Annotated in this window: 28 protein-coding genes; 22 read left to right on the top strand and 6 right to left on the bottom strand. The window is 51.1% G+C overall.

The annotated features are described in order from the left end of the window. Positions 1-29: 29 nt before the first annotated feature. From rpsH to ACP3TC_RS19610, 16 genes are all read left to right on the top strand, one after another. The gene (rpsH, locus tag ACP3TC_RS19685) at positions 30-422 is read left to right on the top strand and encodes a 30S ribosomal protein S8 (protein ID WP_052902739.1); all 393 of its coding nucleotides are present in this window, start codon (positions 30-32) and stop codon (positions 420-422) included. 12 nt (positions 423-434) lie between these two features. After that, a complete protein-coding gene (gene rplF / locus ACP3TC_RS19680; protein WP_313855243.1) occupies positions 435-968 on the top strand; it encodes a 50S ribosomal protein L6 in 534 nt (177 codons plus the stop codon). Between the two features lie 9 nt (positions 969-977). After that, positions 978-1,331: a 50S ribosomal protein L18 gene (gene rplR, locus ACP3TC_RS19675; protein ID WP_052902743.1), complete on the top strand. Its 354-nt coding sequence runs from the start codon at positions 978-980 to the stop codon at positions 1,329-1,331. A gap of 14 nt (positions 1,332-1,345) precedes the next feature. After that, positions 1,346-1,846, top strand: a complete 501-nt coding sequence (gene rpsE / locus ACP3TC_RS19670; protein WP_313855244.1) for a 30S ribosomal protein S5 — start codon at positions 1,346-1,348, stop codon at positions 1,844-1,846. A 5-nt stretch (positions 1,847-1,851) separates the two neighbouring features. After that, positions 1,852-2,031 (top strand): 50S ribosomal protein L30, encoded by a 180-nt coding sequence (gene rpmD / locus ACP3TC_RS19665; RefSeq protein WP_024966590.1) that lies wholly within the window; start codon positions 1,852-1,854, stop codon positions 2,029-2,031. A gap of 3 nt (positions 2,032-2,034) precedes the next feature. Next, positions 2,035-2,469 (top strand): 50S ribosomal protein L15, encoded by a 435-nt coding sequence (rplO, locus tag ACP3TC_RS19660; RefSeq protein ID WP_052902747.1) that lies wholly within the window; start codon positions 2,035-2,037, stop codon positions 2,467-2,469. Between the two features lie 7 nt (positions 2,470-2,476). Then, positions 2,477-3,799, top strand: coding sequence for a preprotein translocase subunit SecY (secY, locus tag ACP3TC_RS19655; RefSeq protein WP_052902749.1), 1,323 nt, complete (start codon positions 2,477-2,479; stop codon positions 3,797-3,799). 39 nt (positions 3,800-3,838) lie between these two features. After that, the gene (gene rpmJ, locus ACP3TC_RS19650) at positions 3,839-3,955 is read left to right on the top strand and encodes a 50S ribosomal protein L36 (protein ID WP_004160566.1); all 117 of its coding nucleotides are present in this window, start codon (positions 3,839-3,841) and stop codon (positions 3,953-3,955) included. 143 nt (positions 3,956-4,098) lie between these two features. Next, positions 4,099-4,455 carry a 30S ribosomal protein S13 gene (gene rpsM, locus ACP3TC_RS19645; protein ID WP_313855248.1) on the top strand — a complete coding sequence of 119 codons (357 nt, stop codon included), beginning with the start codon at positions 4,099-4,101 and terminating at the stop codon, positions 4,453-4,455. Between the two features lie 16 nt (positions 4,456-4,471). After that, positions 4,472-4,861 (top strand): 30S ribosomal protein S11, encoded by a 390-nt coding sequence (rpsK, locus tag ACP3TC_RS19640; RefSeq protein WP_004160563.1) that lies wholly within the window; start codon positions 4,472-4,474, stop codon positions 4,859-4,861. A 31-nt stretch (positions 4,862-4,892) separates the two neighbouring features. Beyond that, positions 4,893-5,513, top strand: a complete 621-nt coding sequence (gene rpsD, locus ACP3TC_RS19635) for a 30S ribosomal protein S4 (protein WP_052902753.1) — start codon at positions 4,893-4,895, stop codon at positions 5,511-5,513. A 25-nt stretch (positions 5,514-5,538) separates the two neighbouring features. Next, a complete protein-coding gene (locus tag ACP3TC_RS19630) occupies positions 5,539-6,528 on the top strand; it encodes a DNA-directed RNA polymerase subunit alpha (protein ID WP_017799035.1) in 990 nt (329 codons plus the stop codon). Positions 6,529-6,568: 40 nt separating this feature from the next. Next, on the top strand, positions 6,569-6,955 hold the full coding sequence (gene rplQ / locus ACP3TC_RS19625; RefSeq protein WP_052902755.1) for a 50S ribosomal protein L17: 387 nt from the start codon (positions 6,569-6,571) through the stop codon (positions 6,953-6,955). 118 nt (positions 6,956-7,073) lie between these two features. Next, complete coding sequence (locus ACP3TC_RS19620) at positions 7,074-7,445, top strand: DUF1992 domain-containing protein (RefSeq protein WP_426817082.1); 372 nt, start codon at positions 7,074-7,076, stop codon at positions 7,443-7,445. Then, positions 7,445-7,873, top strand: a complete 429-nt coding sequence (gene zntR / locus ACP3TC_RS19615) for a Zn(2+)-responsive transcriptional regulator (protein WP_313855251.1) — start codon at positions 7,445-7,447, stop codon at positions 7,871-7,873. The genes ACP3TC_RS19620 and zntR overlap by 1 nt, the downstream gene beginning before the upstream one ends. A gap of 53 nt (positions 7,874-7,926) precedes the next feature. Next, positions 7,927-8,217, top strand: a complete 291-nt coding sequence (locus tag ACP3TC_RS19610) for an alternative ribosome-rescue factor A (RefSeq protein WP_313857855.1) — start codon at positions 7,927-7,929, stop codon at positions 8,215-8,217. On the opposite strand, the gene mscL is transcribed toward ACP3TC_RS19610, so the two are convergent. From mscL to def, 5 genes are all read right to left on the bottom strand, one after another. Next, a complete protein-coding gene (mscL, locus tag ACP3TC_RS19605) occupies positions 8,171-8,575 on the bottom strand; it encodes a large-conductance mechanosensitive channel protein MscL (protein ID WP_313855252.1) in 405 nt (134 codons plus the stop codon). The two genes, ACP3TC_RS19610 and mscL, sit on opposite strands and share 47 nt — an antisense overlap. 116 nt (positions 8,576-8,691) lie before the next feature. After that, entirely contained in the window at positions 8,692-10,068 is a 1,377-nt protein-coding gene (trkA, locus tag ACP3TC_RS19600) for a Trk system potassium transporter TrkA (RefSeq protein ID WP_313855254.1), read from the bottom strand. A 53-nt stretch (positions 10,069-10,121) separates the two neighbouring features. Further along, complete coding sequence (rsmB, locus tag ACP3TC_RS19595) at positions 10,122-11,411, bottom strand: 16S rRNA (cytosine(967)-C(5))-methyltransferase RsmB (protein ID WP_313855256.1); 1,290 nt, start codon at positions 11,409-11,411, stop codon at positions 10,122-10,124. Between the two features lie 49 nt (positions 11,412-11,460). After that, the gene (gene fmt, locus ACP3TC_RS19590; RefSeq protein ID WP_313855258.1) at positions 11,461-12,408 is read right to left on the bottom strand and encodes a methionyl-tRNA formyltransferase; all 948 of its coding nucleotides are present in this window, start codon (positions 12,406-12,408) and stop codon (positions 11,461-11,463) included. 25 nt (positions 12,409-12,433) lie between these two features. Then, the gene (gene def, locus ACP3TC_RS19585; RefSeq protein ID WP_313855259.1) at positions 12,434-12,943 is read right to left on the bottom strand and encodes a peptide deformylase; all 510 of its coding nucleotides are present in this window, start codon (positions 12,941-12,943) and stop codon (positions 12,434-12,436) included. Positions 12,944-13,072: 129 nt separating this feature from the next. Between def and dprA the strand changes: the two genes are divergently transcribed. Genes dprA through ACP3TC_RS19555 form a run of 6 tightly spaced genes read left to right on the top strand, consistent with a single transcriptional unit; the run spans position 13,073 to position 16,871 of the window. After that, entirely contained in the window at positions 13,073-14,197 is a 1,125-nt protein-coding gene (gene dprA, locus ACP3TC_RS19580; RefSeq protein WP_426817081.1) for a DNA-protecting protein DprA, read from the top strand. Further along, a complete protein-coding gene (smg, locus tag ACP3TC_RS19575; protein ID WP_052902768.1) occupies positions 14,169-14,642 on the top strand; it encodes a DUF494 family protein Smg in 474 nt (157 codons plus the stop codon). The genes dprA and smg overlap by 29 nt, the downstream gene beginning before the upstream one ends. A gap of 25 nt (positions 14,643-14,667) precedes the next feature. Further along, positions 14,668-15,225: a topoisomerase DNA-binding C4 zinc finger domain-containing protein gene (locus ACP3TC_RS19570; protein ID WP_426817080.1), complete on the top strand. Its 558-nt coding sequence runs from the start codon at positions 14,668-14,670 to the stop codon at positions 15,223-15,225. Next, positions 15,215-15,787 carry an L-threonylcarbamoyladenylate synthase type 1 TsaC gene (gene tsaC / locus ACP3TC_RS19565; protein ID WP_426817079.1) on the top strand — a complete coding sequence of 191 codons (573 nt, stop codon included), beginning with the start codon at positions 15,215-15,217 and terminating at the stop codon, positions 15,785-15,787. The genes ACP3TC_RS19570 and tsaC overlap by 11 nt, the downstream gene beginning before the upstream one ends. 8 nt (positions 15,788-15,795) lie before the next feature. Further along, on the top strand, positions 15,796-16,614 hold the full coding sequence (gene aroE, locus ACP3TC_RS19560) for a shikimate dehydrogenase (RefSeq protein ID WP_426817078.1): 819 nt from the start codon (positions 15,796-15,798) through the stop codon (positions 16,612-16,614). Beyond that, on the top strand, positions 16,611-16,871 hold the full coding sequence (locus ACP3TC_RS19555; protein ID WP_313855267.1) for a DUF1488 domain-containing protein: 261 nt from the start codon (positions 16,611-16,613) through the stop codon (positions 16,869-16,871). Before aroE ends, ACP3TC_RS19555 begins: the two co-directional genes overlap by 4 nt. On the opposite strand, the gene ACP3TC_RS19550 is transcribed toward ACP3TC_RS19555, so the two are convergent. Further along, positions 16,838-17,392: a gamma carbonic anhydrase family protein gene (locus ACP3TC_RS19550; RefSeq protein WP_313855269.1), complete on the bottom strand. Its 555-nt coding sequence runs from the start codon at positions 17,390-17,392 to the stop codon at positions 16,838-16,840. The genes ACP3TC_RS19555 and ACP3TC_RS19550 overlap by 34 nt on opposite strands. Between the last annotated feature and the right edge of the window lie 181 nt (positions 17,393-17,573).

The following is a 17,573-nucleotide window of genomic DNA, read 5'->3' as shown; positions in this document are numbered from 1 at the left end:
TACCAATTGAATCACGGGAGTAAAGACAGATGAGCATGCAAGATCCGATCGCGGATATGCTGACCCGTATCCGTAACGGTCAGGCCGCGAACAAAGTTGCGGTCACCATGCCTTCCTCCAAGCTAAAAGTGGCAATTGCCAACGTGCTGAAGGAAGAAGGATATATTGAAGAATTTAAAATCGAAGGCGACACCAAGCCAGAACTGGAACTGACTTTAAAGTATTTCCAGGGCAAGGCTGTGGTAGAGAGCATTCAACGTGTAAGCCGTCCAGGTCTGCGTATTTATAAGCGCAAAGACGAACTGCCTAAAGTTATGGCAGGACTGGGTATTGCCGTTGTTTCTACCTCTAAAGGTGTTATGACTGATCGTGCAGCGCGCCAGGCAGGTCTTGGTGGCGAAATTATCTGCTACGTAGCTTAATCGGAGGAAAGAATGTCTCGTGTTGCTAAAGCACCTGTCGTCATTCCTGCCGGCGTAGAGGTAAAACTCAACGGTCAGGTTATTTCGATTAAAGGTAAAAACGGCGAGCTGACTCGTACTATCAATGATGCTGTTGAAATTAAGCATGCTGACAACGCTCTGACTTTCGCTCCGCGCGAAGGTTTCGTTGACGGCTGGGCGCAGGCGGGTACTTCTCGCGCGCTGCTTAACGCAATGGTTATCGGTGTTACCGAAGGCTTCACTAAGAAGCTGCAGCTGGTTGGTGTAGGTTATCGTGCGGCCGTTAAAGGCAACTCGGTGAGTTTGGCTCTTGGCTTCTCTCATCCAGTTGAACACGCGCTGCCAGCGGGAATCACTGCTGAATGTCCGACTCAGACTGAAATCGTGCTTAAAGGCGCTGATAAACAGTTGATCGGCCAGGTTGCAGCTGACATCCGCGCCTACCGTCGTCCTGAGCCTTATAAAGGCAAGGGTGTTCGTTACGCCGACGAAGTCGTGCGTACCAAAGAGGCTAAGAAGAAGTAAGGTAACACTATGGATAAGAAATCTGCTCGTATCCGTCGTGCGACCCGCGCACGTCGCAAGCTCAAAGAGCTGGGTGCAACTCGCCTGGTAGTACATCGTACTCCGCGTCATATTTACGCACAGGTCATTGCTCCGAACGGTTCTGAAGTTTTGGTTGCTGCTTCTACTGTAGAAAAAGCTATCACTGAACAACTGAAGTATACCGGCAACAAAGACGCTGCGGCTGCTGTGGGTAAAGCACTGGCTGAACGCGCTCTCGAAAAAGGCATCAAAGATGTTTCTTTCGACCGTTCCGGTTTCCAATATCATGGTCGCGTCCAGGCACTGGCAGATGCTGCTCGTGAAGCTGGCCTTCAGTTCTAAGGTAGAGGTGTAAGATGGCACACATCGAGAAACAAGCTGGCGAACTGCAGGAAAAGCTGATCGCGGTAAACCGTGTATCTAAAACTGTAAAAGGTGGTCGTATTTTCTCCTTCACAGCATTGACTGTGGTAGGTGACGGTAATGGTCGCATCGGTTTTGGTTACGGCAAAGCGCGTGAAGTTCCAGCAGCGATCCAGAAAGCGATGGAAAAAGCCCGTCGCAATATGATTAACGTCGCGCTGACCAACGGCACCCTGCAACACCCTGTTAAAGGTGTTCACACAGGTTCCCGCGTGTTCATGCAGCCGGCTTCAGAAGGTACTGGTATCATCGCCGGTGGTGCAATGCGCGCCGTTCTGGAAGTCGCTGGGGTTCATAACGTTCTGGCTAAAGCCTATGGTTCCACCAACCCGATCAACGTGGTTCGTGCAACTCTGGATGGCCTGGGCAATATGAATTCCCCGGAAATGGTCGCTGCCAAGCGTGGTAAATCCGTTGAAGAAATTCTGGGGTAATGACCATGGCAAAGACTATTAAAATTACTCAAACCCGCAGTGCAATCGGTCGTCTGCCGAAACACAAGGCAACGCTGCTTGGCCTGGGTCTGCGTCGTATTAACCACACCGTAGAGCGTGAAGACACGCCAGCTGTACGCGGTATGGTTAACGCGATTTCCTACATGGTTAAAGTGGAGGAGTAACAGATGCGTTTAAATACTCTGTCTCCGGCCGAAGGGTCTAAACACGCACCGAAGCGTCTGGGTCGTGGTATTGGTTCTGGCCTCGGAAAAACCGGTGGTCGTGGTCACAAAGGTCAGAACTCTCGTTCTGGCGGTGGCGTACGTCGCGGTTTCGAAGGTGGTCAGATGCCTCTGTACCGCCGTCTGCCGAAATTCGGTTTCACCTCTCGCAAAGCAATGGTTACGGCAGAAGTTCGTCTGTCTGACCTGGCGAAAGTTGAAGGCGGGATCGTCGACCTGAACACGCTGAAAGCGGCTAACATTATCGGTATTCAGATTGAATTCGCTAAAGTTATTCTGTCTGGCGAAGTCTCTGCACCGGTAACGGTTCGCGGTCTGCGTGTCACTAAAGGCGCTCGTGCTGCAATCGAAGCTGCTGGCGGTAAAATTGAGGAATAAGTAGCAGATGGCTAAGCAACCGGGATTAGATTTTCAAAGTGCCAAGGGTGGTTTTGGCGAACTAAAACGCAGACTTCTGTTTGTAATTGGTGCGCTGATTGTCTTCCGCATTGGCTCTTTTATTCCGATCCCTGGTATCGATGCCACTGTACTTGCCAAACTGCTTGAGCAACAGCGTGGCACCATCATTGAAATGTTTAACATGTTCTCTGGTGGTGCTCTGAGCCGTGCTTCTATTTTTGCTCTGGGTATCATGCCGTATATTTCGGCATCGATTATTATCCAGCTGCTGACGGTGGTTCATCCCGCCCTGGCAGAGATCAAGAAAGAAGGGGAGGCTGGCCGTCGTAAGATTAGCCAGTACACCCGTTACGGTACTCTGGTATTGGCTATATTTCAGTCTATCGGTATTGCTACCGGTTTACCGAATATGCCTGGAATGCAGGGCCTGGTGTTAAACCCAGGCTTCCCATTCTACTTTACCGCTGTTGTGAGTCTGGTTACCGGGACAATGTTCCTGATGTGGCTGGGCGAACAGATTACTGAACGAGGTATCGGTAACGGTATCTCGATCATTATCTTCGCTGGTATTGTTGCGGGATTGCCGCCGGCCATTGGCCATACCATCGAGCAAGCGCGGCAAGGCGACCTGCACTTCCTCCTGTTGCTGTTGGTTGCAGTTCTCGTATTTGCAGTGACCTTCTTCGTTGTTTTCGTTGAGCGTGGTCAACGCCGCATTGTGGTGAACTATGCGAAACGTCAGCAAGGCCGTCGTGTCTATGCTGCGCAGAGCACACATTTACCGTTGAAAGTGAATATGGCCGGTGTAATTCCTGCTATCTTTGCTTCCAGCATCATCCTGTTCCCGGCGACAATTGCGTCCTGGTTCGGTGGTGGTACCGGTTGGAACTGGCTGACTACAATTTCGATGTATTTACAGCCAGGACAGCCGCTGTATGTGTTACTCTATGCGACTGCAATCATCTTCTTCTGTTTCTTCTACACGGCGTTGGTTTTCAACCCGCGTGAAACAGCAGATAACCTGAAGAAGTCTGGTGCATTTGTACCAGGAATTCGTCCGGGAGAGCAAACGGCGAAGTACATCGATAAAGTAATGACTCGCCTGACCTTGGTCGGTGCACTGTACATTACTTTCATCTGCCTAATCCCGGAGTTCATGCGTGATGCGATGAAAGTTCCATTCTACTTCGGCGGTACATCACTGCTGATCGTAGTCGTTGTCATCATGGACTTTATGGCTCAAGTGCAAACTCTGATGATGTCTAGTCAATACGAGTCTGCATTGAAGAAAGCAAACCTGAAAGGCTAAGGCCATTTTCAGGAGCTTGAGAAGTTACGGAGAGTAAAAATGAAAGTTCGTGCTTCCGTCAAGAAATTATGTCGTAACTGCAAAATCATCCGTCGCGACGGTGTTGTGCGTGTGATTTGTAGTGCCGAGCCAAAGCATAAACAGCGCCAAGGCTGATTTTCACATATTTTTCTTGCAAAGTCGGGTTGAGCTGGCTAGATTAGCCAGCCAATCTTTTGTATGTCTATGCGTTTCCATTTGAGTATCCTGAAAACGGGCTTTTCAGCATGGAGCGCATATTTGAATAGTAGGAGTGCATAGTGGCCCGTATAGCAGGCATTAACATTCCTGATCAGAAACATACCGTTATCGCATTAACTTCGATCTACGGTATCGGCAAGACTCGCTCCCAGGCCATTTGCGCCGCTGCGGGTATCGCTGAAGATGTTAAGATCAGAGAGCTGTCTGAAGAACAAATTGACACGCTGCGTGATGAAGTTGCAAAGTTCGTCGTTGAAGGCGATCTGCGTCGTGAAGTCACCCTGAGCATCAAGCGTCTTATGGACCTTGGTTGCTATCGTGGTTTGCGTCATCGTCGTGGTCTTCCAGTTCGCGGTCAGCGTACTAAGACCAACGCACGTACCCGTAAGGGTCCGCGTAAACCGATCAAGAAATAATCGGGGTGATTGAATAATGGCAAAGGCACCAGTTCGTGCACGTAAGCGTGTAAGAAAACAAGTCTCTGACGGCGTGGCTCATGTCCATGCTTCTTTTAACAACACCATCGTTACTATTACTGATCGTCAGGGTAACGCACTGGGTTGGGCAACTGCCGGTGGTTCCGGTTTCCGTGGTTCTCGTAAATCTACGCCGTTCGCTGCGCAGGTCGCTGCAGAACGTTGCGCAGAAGCCGTGAAAGATTACGGTATCAAGAACCTGGAAGTTATGGTTAAGGGTCCGGGTCCAGGCCGCGAATCAACGATTCGTGCTCTGAACGCTGCTGGTTTCCGCATCACTAATATTACTGATGTGACTCCGATCCCTCACAACGGTTGTCGTCCGCCGAAAAAACGTCGCGTATAACGCACGTTTTTAGGAATGTTGGAGAAAGAAAATGGCAAGATATTTGGGTCCTAAGCTCAAGCTGAGCCGTCGCGAGGGTACAGACCTGTTCCTTAAGTCTGGCGTTCGCGCGATTGATACCAAGTGTAAGATTGAACAAGCTCCTGGCCAGCACGGTGCGCGTAAACCGCGTCTGTCTGACTATGGTGTGCAGTTGCGTGAAAAGCAAAAAGTTCGCCGTATGTACGGTGTTCTGGAGCGTCAGTTCCGCAACTATTACAAAGAAGCAGCACGTCTGAAAGGCAACACCGGTGAAAACCTGTTGGCTCTGCTGGAAGGTCGTCTGGATAACGTAGTTTACCGTATGGGCTTTGGCGCTACTCGTGCAGAAGCACGTCAGCTGGTTAGCCATAAATCTGTAATGGTAAACGGCCGCGTTGTCAGCATCGCTTCTTATCAGGTAACTCCGAATGACGTTGTTAGCATCCGCGAGAAAGCCAAAAAGCAGTCTCGCGTTAAAGCCGCTCTGGAGCTGGCTGAGCAGCGTGAAAAGCCAACCTGGCTGGAAGTTGATGCGACTAAGATGGAAGGTGTGTTCAAACGTATTCCTGAACGTACCGATCTGTCTGCGGACATTAACGAACACCTGATCGTCGAGCTTTACTCCAAGTAAAGCTTAGTACCAAAGAGAGGACACAATGCAGGGTTCTGTGACAGAGTTTCTAAAACCGCGCCTGGTAGATATCGAGCAAGTCAGTTCGACGCACGCCAAGGTGACCCTTGAGCCTTTAGAGCGTGGCTTTGGCCATACTCTTGGTAACGCACTGCGCCGTATTCTGCTTTCATCCATGCCGGGTTGCGCGGTGACCGAGGTTGAAATTGATGGTGTACTGCATGAGTACAGCACCAAAGAGGGCGTACAGGAAGATATCCTGGAAATCCTTCTCAACCTGAAAGGGCTTGCGGTAAGAGTTCAAGGCAAAGATGAAGTTATTCTTACCCTGAATAAATCTGGCATTGGCCCTGTGACTGCAGCCGATATCACCCATGATGGTGATGTCGAAATCGTCAAGCCGCAGCACGTGATCTGCCACCTGACCGATGAGAACGCAGCTATTAATATGCGTATCAAAGTTCAGCGCGGTCGCGGTTATGTGCCGGCTTCTGCCCGAATTCATTCGGAAGAAGATGAGCGCCCGATCGGTCGTCTGTTAGTCGACGCCTGCTACAGCCCTGTAGACCGTATAGCCTACAATGTTGAAGCGGCGCGTGTTGAGCAGCGTACTGACCTGGACAAGCTGGTCATCGAAATGGAAACCAACGGCACTATTGATCCTGAAGAAGCGATCCGCCGTGCGGCAACCATCCTGGCAGAACAACTTGAAGCTTTCGTTGACTTACGTGATGTTCGTCAGCCGGAAGTTAAAGAAGAGAAACCAGAATTCGATCCGATCCTGCTGCGCCCTGTTGACGATCTGGAATTGACTGTCCGCTCTGCTAACTGCCTTAAGGCAGAAGCTATCCACTACATCGGTGATCTGGTACAGCGTACCGAGGTTGAGCTGCTTAAAACGCCTAACCTTGGTAAGAAATCTCTTACCGAGATTAAAGATGTGCTGGCATCACGTGGTCTGTCACTGGGCATGCGCCTGGAAAACTGGCCACCAGCTAGCATTGCTGATGAATAACCCGATCACAGGTTAAGGTTTCACTGAGAAGGATAAGGTCATGCGCCATCGTAAGAGTGGTCGTCAACTGAACCGCAACAGCAGCCATCGTCAGGCTATGTTCCGCAACATGGCTGGCTCTTTGGTTCGTCATGAGATCATCAAGACGACCCTGCCGAAAGCGAAAGAGCTGCGTCGCGTAGTTGAGCCGCTGATTACTCTTGCCAAGACCGACAGCGTAGCTAATCGTCGTCTGGCATTCGCCCGTACTCGTGATAACGAGATCGTGGCAAAACTGTTTAACGAGCTGGGCCCGCGTTTCGCGAGCCGTGCCGGTGGTTACACTCGCATTCTGAAGTGTGGCTTCCGCGCTGGTGACAACGCTCCGATGGCTTACATCGAGCTGGTTGATCGTCCAGAGCTGCAAGCAGAAGCTGCTGCAGAGTAATCTGCAGTAACGTAGAAAAACCGGGCTTGCCCGGTTTTTTTATATCCAAAATTCTTCGTACTTCCCGTCTGATATTTGGTTATGCTATCCATAGCTCACTTCTGTAAAGGAGAAGGTGATGTGGTTAATTGACCAACTCGTTGAACAACATATCCGTGAGGCGCAGGCCGCTGGCGAACTCGATCAACTTCCGGGCGCGGGAAAACCGCTGATCCTTGATGATGACAGCCATGTTCCACCAGAACTGCGGGCATCCTATCGGCTACTGAAAAATTCCGGCTATTTACCTCCAGAACTGGAAATGAAACGTGAAGCGGTCGAGCTTGATGCTTTACTTCAATCGCTTGAACCTGACGATCAACGCTATCAGCCTAATCTTAAGCGCTTGACGCTACTTGAAATGAAGTTAAAGCAGGCTGGCCTGTCGACCGGATTTCTCGATGGTGAATATCGTCACCATGTAAAACAGCGCTTTGCGGAGAATAATTAATGTATCGTATCGGACAACTGGCCAGGCTGGCGGACGTAACCCCGGACACCATTCGCTATTATGAAAAGCAGCAGATGATGGAGCATGAGGTGAGAACCGAAGGGGGATTTCGTCTCTATACGGAGAAAGATCTGCAACGTCTTAAATTTATTCGCTATGGCCGACAGCTGGGTTTTACTCTTGATTCAATTCGTGAGCTACTGTCGATACGTATCGATCCCGAGCAGCATACTTGCCATGAGTCGAAAACTATCGTGCAAAAGCGGCTCGGCGAAGTTGAGGAAATGATTAATGAGCTACAACATATGCAGCGCTCGCTTAAACGGCTGAATGATGCCTGTTGCGGCGCGGATCACAGCAGTGCTTATTGCTCAATTCTTGAGGCTTTAGAACAGGGGGCCACCACTATCAATGCGAAAGCAGATTGAAATTCAGACAAATCGAGCCTATATTCTTCGCGTTAATCACAAAGGAAAATATCATGACCGTTTACCAGCATAAAAAAGGCAAGATACGCGATAACGCTATCGAAGCGCTGCTTCATGACCCGTTGTTTAAACCGCGCATTGAAGTGAATCAGAAAGGAAAAGGTAGCTATCGACGTAAAGATAAGCATGCAGGAAAAGGTAACTGGGAGGCCAGTGGTAAGAATGCAAAGCAGATTCTTACCACTGGCTTTCTGGTTTCAGGTAAAAAAAAACCGTCTTTCGACGGTTTTTTTTCAGCTACGGCTGGTTATTTTGTTGCTTCAACAGATCGCGGATTTCAGTAAGCAGGACTTCTTGCGCTGGAGTTTTCGCTGGCGCAGCCTCTTTCTTCTTGTACATCTTGTTCATCAATTTAATTGCCATAAAGATAGCAAACGCAACAATCACGAAATCGAACACGGTCTGAATAAATACGCCGTACTGCATGACAACAGCAGGCGCTTCGCCCACCGCAGGTTTCAGTACCCATTCAAATTGCTTAAAGTCGACTCCGCCAATCAGAAGTCCTAACGGCGGCATGATAATATTCGCTACCAGTGAAGAGACGATCTTGCCGAACGCTGCACCAATAATTACACCCACTGCCAAATCGACGACGTTGCCACGCATCGCAAAGTCGCGAAACTCTTTGAATAAACTCATTGTTATCTCCATTCCTGTGCCAATGGCTAAAGTTTAACAAACGATTCGCCGTTTGCCATTTCTTACTGCAATTAGTTGATATTAGCCGGGAGCCACTTTACTGACTCCTGTGTATATCAGAGGAAGAAAGGACTTGGCTGGAAGAGTCGTTCAACGTCAGGAACGAACTTCTTATCGGTCAGGAACATAATCACATGATCGCCTTGTTCAATGCGCAGATTGTCATTGGCAATCATCACATCATCGCCGCGTACAACGGCACCAATGATGGTGCCCGGCGGCAGTTTTATATCATCAATTAAGCGGCCAACCACCCGCGAAGTGCTTTCGTCACCATGGGCAATGGCTTCGATAGCTTCAGCGATGCCGCGGCGTAATGAGGAAACACTGACAATATCGGCTTTACGCACATGGCCCAGCAGCGCAGAGATGGTGGCTTGCTGCGGTGAGATGGCAATGTCTATCACGCTACCCTGAACCAGATCGACGTAGGCTTTACGCTGGATCAGTACCATCACCTTTTTTGCTCCCATCTTTTTCGCCAGCATGGCTGACATAATGTTAGCTTCATCATCATTGGTGACGGCAATAAACAGATCGACCTGCTCAATATGCTCTTCTGCCAGTAATTCCTGGTCTGAGGCATCGCCATAAAACACGATGGTATCCTGCAACTGCTCTGCCAGTTCGGCAGCACGCTGCTGATTACGTTCGATCAGTTTAACGCTGTAATTCTTCTCCAGTCGTTGCGCCAGACCAAATCCAATATTACCGCCGCCGACTAGCATAATGCGCTTATAGGGTTTTTCCAGTCGTTGCAGTTCACTCATCACCGCCCGGATATGTTGACTGGCGGCAATAAAGAACACTTCATCACCGGCTTCAACAATGGTAGATCCCTGAGGACGAATAGGTCGATCCTGGCGGAAAATAGCGGCAACGCGGGTGTCGATATGCGGCATATGCTCACGCATAATTGACAGTGCGTTGCCGACCAGCGGGCCGCCGTAATAGGCTTTCACTACTGCGAGACTGACTTTGCCGCCAGCAAAATTCACCACTTGCAAGGCGCCCGGATATTCAATCAGGCGATATATATTGTCGATAACCAGCTGCTCAGGTGCGATAAGGTGATCGATAGGCACCGCTTCGGGAATAAACAGCTTGTCAGCATCGCGGATATAGTCAGGTGCACGGATACGCGCGATACGATTTGGCGTATTAAACAGCGAGTAGGCAACCTGGCAGGCAATCATATTGGTTTCATCCGAACTGGTTACTGCCACCAGCATATCGGCATCTTCGGCACCGGCTTCGCGCAGTACTCTCGGGTGTGAGCCATGCCCCTGCACCACGCGTAAATCGAATTTATCCTGCAGCTGGCGCAAACGCACGCCATCGGTGTCCACCACCGTAATGTCGTTGTTCTCGCCAACAAGATTCTCCGCCAGTGTTCCGCCAACCTGTCCGGCACCCAATATGATTATTTTCATCGTTGTTTCAGCTTATTCCGTGATTAAGTCCGGCTGCCAGCGCAGCCGGATAATCAATTTTTTATCAGCTTAGCGTAAAAGAAACCATCTCCGCCCTGCGGATGTGGGAAAACTTGCAGGCCGGGCAGCGTGTCGTCAGCAATCGGCTGAAGTTTTGCATCAGGATGACGGTTAAGAAACGCGCTGACCTGGTGGTGGTTCTCTTCCGGCAGAACTGAGCAGGTTGCATACAGCAGCGTACCGCCCGACTTCAGCTTAGGCCATACTGCATCAAGGATCTCCTGCTGAAGCGCTGCCAGCTCAGCGATATCACGATCGCGACGCAGCCATTTGATATCCGGATGTCGTCGAATCACCCCGGTTGCTGAGCATGGAGCATCCAGTAAGATGCGGTCGAATTGCACGCCCTCTGCCCATTGTTCCGGATAGCGACCATCGCCTGACTTCACCGTTGCGCTCATCCCCAGACGAGCGAGGTTTTCATTCACTCGCGCCAGGCGCTGCTCGTCAATATCAACGGCCATCACCTTAGCCTGAGGTGCTGCCTCAAGAATATGGGTAGTCTTACCACCGGGAGCGGCACAAAGATCGAGGATCGATTCGCCATTTTGCGGATCAAGCAGCGCGACGCAACCTTGCGCTGAGGCATCCTGCACCGTGACCCAGCCTTTATCGAAGCCTGGCAACTGACTGACCGGGCATGGCGAATCAAGACGCAATGCATCGCTGTGTTCAGGATGTGCTTCAGCTTGTTTACCTGACTCCTGCAGCAGTGCCAGCCAGGCATCACGGCTGTGATGCTGACGGTTAACCCGCAGCCACATCGGTGGGCGCTGGTTATTAGCCTCGACGATTTGCTGCCAGTTATCTGGCCATGCGCGCTGCAGACGTTCCAGCAGCCACTTCGGATGCAGGTATTTATGCGGGCCGTCATTCATTTCCAGCATCAGCGCTTCCTGCTGGCGCTGGAACTGACGCAGTACGCCATTAATTAACCCTTTCAGCGCCTGGCGCTTCAGCACTACCGCGCCTTCGACGGTTTCAGCCAGTGCAGCATGTGCCGGAATACGGGTATACATCAACTGATACAGGCCGACCATAATCAGGAAGTGGATAGTGCGCTGCTTGCCGGTCATCGGACGCGACATCAGTTTATTAATGATCCACTGCAGCTGCGGCAATGTACGCAGCACGCCGAAACAGAGCTCCTGCAGCAGGGCGCTATCTTTTTCGGATAATGACTTTTGCGCAGCGGGCAGGACATTGCTGAGTGATTGTCCCTGCTCAACAACGCGCTCGATAGCTTGTGCCGCAAGGCTGCGGAGATTGGTCTGTTTTTTCATTATTAGGTCGTCAATAAACAAAAGCCCGACGTATTGCCGGGCTGGAGGATCAGGCAAGAATACTGCCCTGTATGAACCATTCACGGCGGGAATTAAGAATATCCTGCGCTTTCATCGCTTTTTTGCCGGCTGGCTGCAATTCAGTGATATTCAGTACGCCGTCAGAGGTCGCGACCTGAATACCGTTTTTATCTGCATGCACGATCTCACCCGGCTGGCGATTAGCCTGGTGCGGCAGAACTTGCGCGCTCCACACTTTTACCGGCTGATCCTCAACGGTAAAATAGCTCATCGGCCATGGGTTGAAGGCGCGGATACAGCGTTCCAGCTGAGCCGCAGAGAGTGACCAGTCGAGGCGAGCCTCTTCTTTACTCAGCTTCTCAGCGTAGTTTACCGCCGTTTCATCCTGCACTTCCGGTTTAGCACTGCCTTCCGCCAGCTGCTGGATGGTGGCTAACATGCCGGTTGGTCCAAGCTGCGCCAGCTTGTTATACAGCGTGGCACTGGTATCACTGGATTCAATCGGGCAGGCGAGTTTATACAGCATGTCACCGGTATCCAGACCGACATCCATCTGCATAATAGTGACGCCGGTTTCGCTGTCACCCGCCCACAGTGAACGTTGAATTGGCGCCGCGCCACGCCAGCGCGGCAGCAGTGAGCCATGCACATTGATACAGCCAAGGCGTGGCATATCCAGCACCGCTTTTGGCAGAATCAATCCGTAGGCGACCACCACCATCAGATCGGCATCCAGGTCAGAGACCAATTGCTGGTTCTCTTCCGGACGCAGCGACTTAGGCTGAAACACCGGAATATTATGTTCCAGTGCCAGCACTTTAACCGGGCTGGGCGTCAGTTTATTGCCACGGCCAGCCGGGCGGTCAGGCTGAGTAAACACGCCAACCACCTGATGCTCTGAAGCAAGCAGCGCAGCAAGATGCTGCGCGGCAAAATCAGGGGTACCGGCGAAAATGATCTTTAGCGAATCGGACACAGTTTTCCCTTCGAAAGCAGTACTATCAGGCACGCGTATTGAGACGCGCCAGTTTTTCCAGTTTCTGACGAATACGCTGACGCTTCATTGGCGAGAGGTAATCGATAAATAACTTACCAACCAAGTGATCCATCTCGTGCTGAATACAGATTGCCAGCAGGCCATCTGCTTCCAGCTCAAAACTGTTACCGTCACGATCCAGCGCGCGGATTTTCACTTTTTCTGAACGCGGTACCAGCGCACGCTGCTCTGGGATCGACAGGCAGCCCTCTTCAATACCGGTTTCGCCACACTCTTCAAGCAGCTCCGGATTGATCAGGACTAAACGCTGGTCGCGCTCCTCTGACACATCAATAACGATGATGCGCTGATGGATATCAACCTGCGTCGCCGCCAGACCGATGCCTTCTTCGGCGTACATCGTTTCGAACATATCATCGACGATGCGCTGAACGTCTGCATTCACTTCTTTAACTGGCTTTGCGACGATGCGAAGGCGATCGTCAGGAAAATGTAATACCTGCAAAACTGACATAACTTTCCAGATCTGTGTTCAAGGGATAAAAGAATTATTCCTCTTATTGTAGACATTTCAGGCGCTGATTGACAGCATTCCTCGCGATGAGCGGCGCACCTTTGCGCTGGCGATTACAAGGAAAGTAACGTGAACTCAACTGAGATTTGGCTGCGCTTGTCTGAAGTGAAAGCTCTGTCTGGCATGCAAATGCTGTATACGGCTACCACCCTGATTTCTTTTAATGAAACCAGCAACGATGCTTTGCGTACTGCCGGGTTAAACGCCGGGCAAATTAGTCAGTTTCGCCAGTGTAACCCACGTGTGCTGGAAAATACTCTCAGCTGGCTGGCGTTGCCTCAGCACCATCTGTTAACCGCCGACGCGGCTGATTACCCGCCACAGCTGAAGAATATTGCCAGCTATCCGCCGCTGCTGTTTATTGCCGGCAATCGGGATATCCTGTCATCGCCACAGCTGGCGGTGGTCGGTAGCCGCGACTGTAGTCACTATGGTCGTGAATGGGGAGCTTATTTTACCCAGGCGCTGGCGCTGAGTGGCCTGACCATCACCAGCGGACTGGCGCTGGGGATTGATGGCGTGGCACATCGCGCGGCGCTTGAGGTGGAAGGAAAGACGATTGCAGTATTGGGTAGTGGTTTAACTGCGCTGTATCCAAAGCGACATAGCGCACTGGCCAATGAGATTATTGCTGGCGGTGGTGCGCTGGTTTCCGAGTTTCCTCTGTCAACACTCCCCCTGCCACATCACTTCCCCCAACGTAACCGGATTATTAGTGGCCTGAGTACCGGGGTGTTGGTAGTTGAAGCTTCGCTGCGCAGTGGTTCGCTGGTGACCGCGCGCTATGCGCTTGAACAAAATCGCGAGGTGTATGCTCTGCCAGGTGCGCTGGGAAATAGCGGAAGTGAGGGGGTGCACTGGTTGATTCAGCAAGGGGCATTATTAGTCGCGCACCCGAACAATATTCTGGAAGAAATGAACAGCAACCTCAACTGGATGCCTTTTTTCGCTAAACAGCCAACATATTCTTCAGACAATGCCGATGTTCCATTGCCATTTGCTGATGTGTTGGCTAACGTAGGAGATGAGGTTACACCTGTTGACGTCGTCGCTGAACGTGCCGGCCAACCTGTGCCAGCCATCGTAGCTAAGTTGCTTGAGCTGGAGTTAGCAGGATGGATCGCAGCTGTACCCGGCGGCTATGTCCGATTGAGGAGGGCATGCCATGTTCGACGTATTAATGTACTTATTTGAAACCTATATCCACAACGAAGCAGAAATGCGCGTGGACCAGGATAAATTGACTGATGATTTGACCGATGCAGGTTTTCATCGTGAAGATATTTATAATGCGTTGAACTGGTTGGAAAAGCTGGCAGATTATCAGGACGGTCTTACCGCTCCGATTCAGCTGGCAAGCGATCCGTTGTCAATGCGTATCTACACTGAGGAAGAGAGCCAGCGTCTCGATGCCAATTGTCGTGGTTTCATTCTGTTCCTGGAGCAGATTCAGGTGCTTAATCTCGAAACCCGGGAAATGGTTATCGAACGCATTATGGCTTTGGATACCCTCGAGTTCGATCTGGAAGATCTTAAATGGGTCGTGCTGATGGTGCTGTTTAACATCCCGGGATGTGAAAACGCCTATCAGCAGATGGAAGAGCTACTTTTCGAAGCTAATGAAGGAATGCTGCACTGAAGATTGCCTTCGTGTACACAACGCTATGAATAAAACAGCGCTTTTCGCTGTGCGAAAAAATGAACCCTGCCCCCAATGCGGGGCAGAACTGGTTATTCGCTCCGGGAAACACGGTGCGTTTCTCGGCTGCTCTGATTATCCAACCTGTGAATATATACGTCCGCTGAAAAGTCAGGCCGACGGGCATGTGGTGAAAGTACTGGAAGGGCAACTGTGTCCGCAATGTCAGTCCGAGCTGGTGCTGCGGCAGGGTCGCTACGGTATGTTTATCGGCTGCAGTCATTATCCAGCTTGCGAACATACTGAAGTGATCGATCGTCCCGATGAAACCACCATTCCTTGCCCGCAATGTCAGCAAGGCAAACTGGTTCAGCGTCGCTCGCGTTATGGCAAAACTTTTCACGCCTGCGATCGCTATCCTGATTGTCAGTTTGCAGTTAATTTTACCCCGGTTGAAGGCGAGTGCGAGTTCTGCCACTTTCCTCTGCTGATCGAGAAAAAAACCGCCAGAGGCTTAAAACGTTATTGCGCCAGCAAGGCGTGTGGCAAGCCAGTTACCGCAGGAATCCGTAGTGAACAATGATCTGTTAGCCGGCTCGCTTGAGTCATCCGTTGCACAGCTTCTACAGCAAGCTGTGATCGCCTATCCGACAGAGGCGGTTTTTGGTTTGGGTTGTGACCCTGACAGTGAAACTGCGGTACTAAAGTTACTGGCGCTAAAGCAGCGTCCGGTTGAGAAAGGGCTGATTTTAATCGCAGCTGATTACCAGCAGCTTGAGCCCTATGTTGCCGACGCTGAACTTTCTGTCGAGCAGCGCGAACGTATGTTTGCCAGCTGGCCCGGTCCGGTAAGCTGGGTGGTGCCGGCATCACAACATACTCCCCGCTGGCTGACCGGCCGTTTTGATTCACTGGCGGTGCGCGTCAGCGATCATCCGGACGTGCAGCGCCTGTGTCGCGCGTTTGGTAAGCCGCTGGTATCCACCAGTGCTAACTTGACCGGTGCCGAACCTTGCCGCAGTGTCGAAGAGGTGCGCGCGCAGTTCGGCAGCGAGTTTCCACTGCTGGTGGGGGTAACCGGCGGACGACTTAATCCCTCAGAAATCCGTGATGTTATCTCGGGTGAACTGATCCGTCAGGGGTAAGGAACAGAATGGACGCTTTCGCCGTATTTGGTAATCCGATAAGTCACAGTAAATCACCGCGTATTCATCAACTGTTCTCACAGCAAACCGGTATTGACCATGCTTACGGACGAATTTGTGCGCCGGTTGACGATTTTGCCGCCACTCTAAATCAATTCTTTGCGCAAGGCGGGCGTGGCGCAAATGTTACGTTGCCTTTTAAGCAGCAAGCCTTTGCGCTGGCCAGTGAGTTAACCGAGCGCGCGGCACTATCCGGCGCGGTTAATACCCTGAAGCTAAATGCAGACGGTACTTTAACCGGCGATAACACCGATGGCATTGGTTTGCTAAGCGATCTTCAACGTCTTGAGCTGATCAAGCCAGGCGACCGGATCTTATTGATCGGTGCAGGCGGCGCGGCGCGCGGTGTGATCTTACCGTTATTGTCATTTGGTTGTTCGATCATATTGACCAACCGCACCCTGAGCCGTGCTGAAGAGCTGGTTACGGTGTTCCAGCAGAGCGGGGACGTGCAGGCGGTGGCGATGGATCAACTGGCAGGTCAGCATTTCGACCTGATTATCAATGCCACCTCCAGTGGTGTCGCGGGAGATATTCCAGCGGTGCCAGCTTCATTGGTTACTGATAAGGTGCGTTGCTACGACATGTTTTATCAGGTTGGGCTCACGCCGTTTCTTAGCTGGTGTCAGCAACAGGGTGCAATGCAGTTTGCCGATGGCCTCGGGATGCTGGTGGGACAAGCCGCGCATGCTTTTCTTTTGTGGCATGGCAAATTACCTGAAATCACCCAGGTGATTGCGATCCTGAAACGCGAGCTGGCAGAGTGAACCAGGCGATTCAGTTTCCCGATCGTGAGTTCTGGGACAATGAGCGTCAGGCGGTCTGTTTTCCGGCACAGGTAAACGGTTTTCATCTCACCTGCGCTATCGCGGCGTTAACGTTGCGTCAGCGCTACGGCAGCGGTGCATCCGATCTTGAATTGTTCAGATCGCACCGCTGGGATATAGAAGAAGAAGCCGAAGCATTGATCGAGCAACAACAGGAAGACGATCAAGGCTGGGTCTGGCTCTCCTCAGCTAAGTAATCATCCTTCCAGCCAACATAGTTGCTGGAGGAGTAGAGTAACCCGGCGATCTCTTTTTCTGACAGTGGTCGTGCTTGCTTCGCCGGGCTACCTATATAGAGATAACCACTTTCCAGCCTTTTACCCGGAGCCACCAGACTGCCGGCGCCAATCATCACATCGTCTTCTACTATTACGCCATCCAGCAAAATCGATCCCATACCCACCAGCACGCGATTACCAATGGTGCAACCATGCAGCATCACTTTATGACCGATCGTTACGTCTTCACCGATGATCAGTGGATGACCTTCCGGATTATATGACGACTGATGGGTTACATGCAGTACGCTGCCGTCCTGAATATTCGTACGTTTGCCGATCGCTACCTTATGAACGTCACCGCGAATCGTTACCAGTGGCCAGATACTGACATCGTCCGCCAGTGAGACATCACCGACCACCACGCTCGACGCATCGACCATTACGCGTTCGCCTAATTGAGGAAACTTTTGTTTAAAAGCACGTAAAACTGCGGGCATAGAGTTGTTCTCCTGTGATGATGTCATTGAAGGATAATGTTTACGCCGGATTGCTATCAATGAATAGCGTTAATTGTGCGGCAAAATTGCGCGGATCGAACGAGATCTCAGCGAAAAGATTGAAAACTCAGCAACCAAAATAAAAGATCGAAAAAAGGCTTGTGCATTAAATTCGGATCCC

Source organism: Winslowiella sp. 2C04 (genome assembly GCF_050037805.1).
Taxonomy (GTDB): Bacteria; Pseudomonadota; Gammaproteobacteria; order Enterobacterales; family Enterobacteriaceae; genus Erwinia; species Erwinia toletana_A.
This window is presented reverse-complemented; position numbering and strand designations above follow the sequence as displayed.